8 protein-coding genes are annotated in these 6,838 nt (G+C 59.5%); 4 read left to right on the forward strand and 4 right to left on the reverse strand.

The features are described from left to right. Positions 1–111: 111 nt before the first annotated feature. The 3 genes from EXR36_00965 to EXR36_00975 are packed head-to-tail and all read right to left on the reverse strand — an operon-like array spanning position 112 to position 3,214. Positions 112–957 carry an FAA hydrolase family protein gene (locus tag EXR36_00965; GenBank protein MSQ58251.1) on the reverse strand — a complete coding sequence of 282 codons (846 nt, stop codon included), beginning with the start codon at positions 955–957 and terminating at the stop codon, positions 112–114. A gap of 44 nt (positions 958–1,001) precedes the next feature. After that, positions 1,002–1,853 (reverse strand): SDR family oxidoreductase, encoded by an 852-nt coding sequence (locus tag EXR36_00970; protein ID MSQ58252.1) that lies wholly within the window; start codon positions 1,851–1,853, stop codon positions 1,002–1,004. Between the two features lie 35 nt (positions 1,854–1,888). Beyond that, positions 1,889–3,214 carry a C4-dicarboxylate ABC transporter substrate-binding protein gene (locus EXR36_00975; GenBank protein ID MSQ58253.1) on the reverse strand — a complete coding sequence of 442 codons (1,326 nt, stop codon included), beginning with the start codon at positions 3,212–3,214 and terminating at the stop codon, positions 1,889–1,891. A gap of 63 nt (positions 3,215–3,277) precedes the next feature. On the opposite strand from EXR36_00975, the gene EXR36_00980 reads away from it, so the two are divergent. Genes EXR36_00980 through EXR36_00990 form a run of 3 tightly spaced genes read left to right on the forward strand, consistent with a single transcriptional unit; the run spans position 3,278 to position 5,423 of the window. Next, on the forward strand, positions 3,278–4,801 hold the full coding sequence (locus EXR36_00980) for an altronate dehydratase (GenBank protein MSQ58254.1): 1,524 nt from the start codon (positions 3,278–3,280) through the stop codon (positions 4,799–4,801). A 10-nt stretch (positions 4,802–4,811) separates the two neighbouring features. Continuing rightward, positions 4,812–5,066: a hypothetical protein gene (locus EXR36_00985; protein MSQ58255.1), complete on the forward strand. Its 255-nt coding sequence runs from the start codon at positions 4,812–4,814 to the stop codon at positions 5,064–5,066. A gap of 21 nt (positions 5,067–5,087) precedes the next feature. After that, positions 5,088–5,423 carry a hypothetical protein gene (locus tag EXR36_00990; GenBank protein ID MSQ58256.1) on the forward strand — a complete coding sequence of 112 codons (336 nt, stop codon included), beginning with the start codon at positions 5,088–5,090 and terminating at the stop codon, positions 5,421–5,423. Positions 5,424–5,426: 3 nt separating this feature from the next. Here EXR36_00990 and EXR36_00995 read toward each other — a convergent pair whose 3' ends face one another. Continuing rightward, on the reverse strand, positions 5,427–6,323 hold the full coding sequence (locus EXR36_00995) for a TraB/GumN family protein (protein ID MSQ58257.1): 897 nt from the start codon (positions 6,321–6,323) through the stop codon (positions 5,427–5,429). A 127-nt stretch (positions 6,324–6,450) separates the two neighbouring features. Between EXR36_00995 and EXR36_01000 the strand changes: the two genes are divergently transcribed. Further along, a complete protein-coding gene (locus EXR36_01000; protein MSQ58258.1) occupies positions 6,451–6,717 on the forward strand; it encodes a hypothetical protein in 267 nt (88 codons plus the stop codon). Positions 6,718–6,838 lie beyond the last annotated feature (121 nt).

Here is a 6,838-nt window from a genome sequence, read left to right on the forward strand (position 1 = left end):
GCCTGAGAGTCTCCAGGGGACTCGCTCGGTTTGCGCGGATTCGGTCTGTGTGTGCTGGCGATGTACGTGAAAAAGGCGGCCTTGGGCCGCCTTTCGCCAGATAAGAGCCGCTTACCTTGCCTCGACGGCTTGGCGCTGTTCCCCTAAGCCGTCAATGCCCACGCGCATCACGTCCCCGCCCTTCAAGAACACAGGGCTGGGCTTGATCCCCATACCCACGCCGGGGGGCGTACCCGTGATGACGACATCACCGGGCAATAGCGTCATGCAATAGGAAATGTAGGCGATGAGCTTTTTCACCGGGAAGATCATGGTGCCGGTGTTACCCGATTGCATGCGCTTGCCGTTGACTTCCAGCCACATGGAGAGATTTTGCGGGTCGGCGATCTCGTCCTTGGTTACCAGCCAGGGTCCGAGCGGACAGAAAGTGTCGAAGCCCTTGCCTTTGTCCCAGGTGGGTCCGTGCTCGATTTGCCACTCGCGTTCGGAGACATCGTTGGCGATCATGTAACCCGCCACATAATCCAGCGCATCGGCCTCGGAGACGCTGCGCGCCGTCTTGCCGATGACGAAGGCCAACTCCACCTCCCAGTCACTCTTCTTCGATCCCTTCGGGAGCACGACGGTGTCGTTGGGACCATTCACCGCGGTGGTGGCTTTCATGAAGATGATGGGTTCGGCGGGAATCGGTTGCCCTGCTTCCTTGGCATGATCGGAGTAGTTCAATCCGATGGCGACCACTTTGCTGGGCACGGCCACGGGAGATCCCAGGCGCGGGCTGCCCCCAACCTTGGGCAGGCTGTTCACATCCAGGCCGCGAAGCTTGGCCAAGCCTTCTGGGGTGATGGTGGCACCGTCGATATCCTTGATGATGCTGGACAGGTCTCGAATCGCGCCAGTGGAGTCGAGAATGCCGGGTTTTTCCACTCCAGTTGCACCATAACGAACGAGTTTCATAGGTTCTCCTAAAGGTTATTCGTTGAGGAAAGAACGGCGCGTGCTCACAACGTGATGCCGCCGTCGATAAGAACGGTCTGCCCCGTCATGAATACGGATTCGTCGGAGCCCAGGTACACACACAACTGCGCGATTTCCTCGGCGTTGCCCAGGCGCCCCATGGGCTGGCGCGCGATGAAATCCTTGCGCGCTTGCATTGGATCCGCGTAGGCGTTGATTCGATCGCCCAGGGACGGCGTGTCCACGGTGCCGGGGCACACGGCATTGCAGCGGATGCCGCGCTTGACGTAGTCCGCCGCCACGGATTTCGTCAGGCCTATGACCGCGGCCTTGGTGGCACCGTAGACGAAGCGGTTTGGGATGCCCTTGATGCTTCCGGCCACCGAGGCAATATTCACGATGGAGCCCCCGCCCAGGTCAAGCATCTTGGGCAGGAAGGCGCGAATCATTTTGAAGTGGCTGCGCACGTTCAAATTGAAGGCAAAGTCCCATTCCTTGTCCGTGCACTCCAGGATGGTGCCGTTATGCACGAAGCCGGCGCAATTGACCAAGACGTTGGGCGAGAAGGCGGAGGCCATTGCGGCGATCGCGGCATCGTCCAGCACGTCGAGCTTGCGTGTCTCGATGCCTGGGGTGCCGCTCAACTCCTTGAGTTTTTCGAGATTGAGGTCGGTCGCAATGACACGTGCACCTTCTCGGGCGTAGGCCACGGATGTTGCGCGCCCAATGCCTTGCGCCGCCGCGGTCACTAGGGCGGTTTTACCGCTGAGTCTTCCCACTGTGTGCTTCCCTGGCTTTTCGGTAAGCGAGGCATTTTGCCACAGCCGTTCGCGGTGGTTCTTCCCCGGTGAAAGGGCGGCGGGCGCGCTCTTCGCGACTTGGCACAACGGGCGCATCCCGCGGTGGCGGAGGATGCGGAGGCGGTGACTAACTAGCGTCCCGCCCGGGCCAGCACCCGTTGTCTCACGAACGCGATATTCGCTCGAAAATTGTAGAGATTCTCCGCGTACGCCAGCGGCGTCTGGACATGGCTCACGGCCTCCTCGATTTCATCGAGCCGGCCTAGCATGGCGTTGAGGTCTTCCTTGTCGTGGGTACTTTCCAGATCAAGCTCAATCTCCTTGAGCCGCGCGTACCAGCGATAGATTCGCGAACGCCGCCACCAACGAAACAGCGGTGGAATGGAGCGGATGAGCGGAATGGCGATGGCAAGCGCGGGCAACAGTAAAACCCATAGGCGCTCCACGAGATTCGCCAGCCAGAAGGGCAGGTGGCGTTGAAGAAATGGCGAGCCCGATTGGTAGAAGCGGGTGACTTCATCGCTATAGGGGAAATCGGAGTCGGTCATGTTGGGAAATTCGCGCGCCTTGTTGAAAAGTCCCGTGCCACTGTGAATCTCCGTGGCGGCACGCAGGAGCAGGTAGGCCAGCGCGGGGTGCAAGGTTTCGCGGGCCAGAAGGCTGGCGGTGGGCGCCACCAGTACGACATCCTTCGCGGGAAAATTGTTAGTGAAGTCCAGCACACCCTTGGGCAAGAGAACCTTGGTGAGATAGGGAAAGCGGCGGGTGTAGGCTTCCGCCCGGTCGAAACTCAGCAGGCGAATGTTCTTCGCGGCCAGCAATTGCTGCACGACCGCGAACTCACCGGGTGCCACGATCAGCGCGGCATCGATCTGCCCATCGAGTAGTTTCTTCGCGGCTTCTCCGCCGCCGGCATCCACTAGCGTAGTGGGTGGCAATACCACGGAATTGACCGCCAAGAGCTGGATGGCGAGCGCGCGCGAGCCGCTATCGTAGGGGCCGATGGCGATGCGTTTCCCGCTTAGCCCGGGCAGATCGGTGATCTCCTGGCCACGGTAGAAAACCCACAACGGTTCGTAATAAAGACTCCCGAGCGAGACTAGCTGGGGGGCGTTGGCGAAGTATCCAGTCCCGCCTTGGAAAAAGCCGGCGTCCACGGGGGAATCGCCGTCCGTTAACCGTTCCAAATTTTCGGGAGAACCCGCCGATGGGATGAGGCGCACGGCCACGCCGTGCCGGGCGAGTATTTTCTGGTACTGCTGGCCCAGGGCGTGGTAGTCGCTACCCACAGGCCCGGTGGACAAGTGAAGCGTGCGCGGCGGAGCCGGCTTCACGAAAAGAAAGGCCACCAGAATGAATCCGGCGATGAGCGCGAGGACGCCCGCGATGGACAGCCACAGCAACCAACGTGGCAAGCGCATGATCTTCTCCAACTTGATGGGCGGGGGTGGTTTCAAAAGCCGCGCTCCTCTAGAATGGCCGCATATTAGCCGCAAGCGCTACCTTCTCAAGGAGTTCTCATGTTACAAGCCGCTGACTTGACCATTCGCCTCAATCCCGCCGACGACGTGGTGATCGCCCGGGTGGAGCTACCCGCAGGGACCGAGATACTCAAGGAGAGTATTCGCGCCAGCGTGAACGTGCCCGCGGGACATAAGATCGCGACCAAGGATCTCAACGAAGGCGCGGCGGTGCGCCGCTACAACCAGATCATCGGGTTCACCACCCGGCCCATTCGCGCGGGCGAGCACGTACACGTGCACAACCTCGCCATGGGTAACTTCGACCGGGATTACGCCTATTGCGTGGATTACAAGCCCACGCAATATGTCCCCGATCCCGCCGCCTTCCAGGGAATCGTGCGCACCGACGGGCGTGTTGCCACGCGCAATTACATCGGCGTCATCAGCAGCGTGAATTGCTCCGCTCACGTGTGCCGCCAGATCGCGGCGCAATTCACGCCCGAGATCATGGCGCAATTTCCCAACGTGGATGGCATCGTGCCCATTCATCACAAGTCGGGTTGCGGCATGGCTTCCACGGGCGAGCCGGTGGATTTGCTGCGCCGTGTGCTGGCGGGCTATGCGACCCACCCTAATTTCCACTCCGTGCTGATGATCGGCCTGGGATGCGAGGCGAATCAGATCAACGATCTCATGTCCGCGCAAGGATTGAAGCGTTCGGACCAGATGCAAACCATGACCATCCAGGATACCGGAGGCACGCGCAAGACCATCGCCGAAGGTGTCGCGCGCGTGAAGGAGTTATTGCCTGCCGCCAACCGGGCTCGCCGGGAAGCCGTTTCGGCCAAGCATCTCACGCTGGGCTTGCAGTGCGGCGGGTCCGATGGGTATTCGGGCATCTCCGCCAATCCTGCCTTGGGTGCCGCGGTGGATCTGCTTGTCCAGCATGGGGGCTCCGCCATTCTTTCCGAGACGCCGGAGGTCTACGGCGCGGAACATTTGCTTACGCGCCGTGCCGTGAGCCGGGAAGTCGGCGAAAAGTTGGTTCGCCGCATCAAGTGGTGGGAGCAGTACACGGAGCGCCTCGGGGGCGAGATGAATAACAATCCTTCGCCTGGTAACAAGGCCGGCGGTTTGACCACGATTTTGGAGAAGTCCTTGGGCGCGGTAGCCAAGGGCGGCACCATGGGCATGATGGACGTGCTGGAGTATGCCGAGCCTATCAAGACACGCGGGTTCATGTTCATGGACACGCCGGGTTACGATCCTGTGTCCGCCACGGGCCAGGTGGCGGGCGGAGCCAACATGATTTGCTTTACCACTGGGCGTGGTTCGGCTTACGGCTGCAAGCCTTCACCTTCGCTGAAACTCGCTACCAACACGGCCATGTTTACCAAGCAGGAAGACGATATGGACATCAACTGTGGTGTCATCGTCGATGGCAAGGCTGGCATCCAGGAAGTTGGCAAGCAGTTCTTCGAGATCATCTTGCGTGTTGCCTCTGGAGAGAAAAGCAAGAGCGAGCAATGGGGTTATGGCGAAGATGAGTTCGCGCCGTGGATCCTAGGCCCCACGATGTAGGGCGCGCGCCATGGCGGACGATCCTTCCAAGCAATGGTTCGAAGCGCTCCAGCAGATGTGGAATCCTGCCGCGATGCCTGGAGTATTCGCCCCCACCATCGATCCGGCCGAGGTGGAAAAAAAGATCGGTGAGCTGCGCACCGTCGAAAACTGGCTGAAAGTGAATTTGAGTTTTCTCCAGATGAGCATCAAGACCTTGGAGATGCAGAAATCGGCGATCGAGACGTTAAAAGAAACAAGGAGTAGATCCACCCCTGGCGAATAGCCCTTTGAGGGAATTTCTTAAGTGCAGATCAACGTTCCGCCCATACCGGCTTTTCAGGTGCCCAGTACCCTAGGTACGGTGGGCGCAACCGGCAACGTAACACCGTTAAAGCCGGTGAAAGAAGAGGGGGATGCCGAAGGCGGGGGCGCTGGCAACAGTGGCTTATCTTCCGAGAACGAGCAAGGGAATTCGCCAGAGACTCCCCAAACGGAGCGCAGAGCCATCGAACGGCGCTCGGGTGAAGACCGGCGCAAGCAAAAAATCCCGGTGCTATTGGATGCGCGCGTGGGAGAGCGCCGCAAAAGCCAGCGTCGGCCGGATGACCCGCCCCCGCCCGCCGTGGATTTTAAAGTCTAGCGCTCAACGCACTCGCGAGACGTCAAATCCTTTTCTTATAAGTAGCGCGACAATGCCCGTGTCTCCGGGCAAATGGCCCGCGCCCACAGCCACGAAGTGCGGATCGGAACCGGCGAGTATCTCGCTTATTTTTCTCGCCATTTCTTCATTGCGGCCGCGATAAAAAATCCGCATCATCTCTTCTCTTGCATCAGCCGGTAGATCGCGCGTGTCGCGATTCATGGCTTCCAGAAGGCGCGTTTCGTCGCCGGTTTTCCACGCCCCGATAAGATCCTTGAGGTCTCGTGCCATCGCACCAGAGGCGATGCTATCCAAGGTCGATTTCAACATTGCTTCCTGAACTTCAGAGGACAGGGCGCCGAACAATGCCAGTTGCGCCGCCATGGATTCGAGTTCCACCAGTTTCTTGCCCTCGCGCTGCGTGCGTTGCGCGAAGTGAATGTCCAACCCGAGGCGAAAGTCGTAACCGAGTTTTCCTACTTCCATCATGCTAAGGGCCATGGACAGCAGATAGGGTTTCATCAGGCGCGCGGCCTCCACCGGGAACCCAAGCGTGGGTAGCGCTTTGTTGAGCGTTCTGGCGAGCGGCGCGGATATATGATTCTCTATGCGGTCCGGCGGCCGGTAACCCGCTTGTGCAAGGGCGGCCGCGATATTGACCTGATTCGTGGGGTCTGCCTCCAGCGCCACGACCTTAGATTGCGCGAAGGCTAGCTCCACCGACGGATGCAGGGGATAGAAGGCTTGGTTTCCCACGTGAATGGTGCCGTAGAGATAGACGACATTGGTGGCGGAAGTGGCCTTCCACAGCAGAGGATAGCTGCCAGCCTGTGCCCATGCTTGGCCTTGCAGCCATAGCAGCGCGAACAAGAGCAAATGAGCGCGAATTACTGTTCGCATTTTAGGTCTCAGAACTCCATGCGACCGAGTGTAGCAACTCCTCTTGGTCCTCACACCCTTGGTGGAACGTTATGTTGCACTTACCCCGCGACATATAATCGGCTGCCCTGCCAAACTCTCCCCTTGCATGGAATCCTCCCTAAAGAAAGCCGCACTGGACTATCACCGCTTGCCCCGCCCTGGGAAGATCGCCGTCACTCCCACCAAGGGATTGATGACCCAGCGCGATATGGCCTTGGCCTATTCGCCTGGCGTGGCGGCGGCTTGCGAGGAAATCGTGCGCGATCCGGCAACCGCACGCGACCTGACGGCACGCGGGAACCTGATAGCGGTCGTGACCAATGGAACCGCGGTGCTGGGACTAGGGGGCACCTCTAATAATTCAGCATTCTAGAGTAGTGTGTATGGAATCGATGTGATAAAAAGGCTCGAAGCGCAAAGTGATCCCGAGGCCGATGAAGAAAGACAAACGCAGGAAGCAACCCAAACCCAAGCAGCCTGGATTCTTCGATGTA

The organism is Betaproteobacteria bacterium (genome assembly GCA_009693245.1).
Classification (GTDB): Bacteria; Pseudomonadota; Gammaproteobacteria; order Burkholderiales; family SHXO01; genus SHXO01.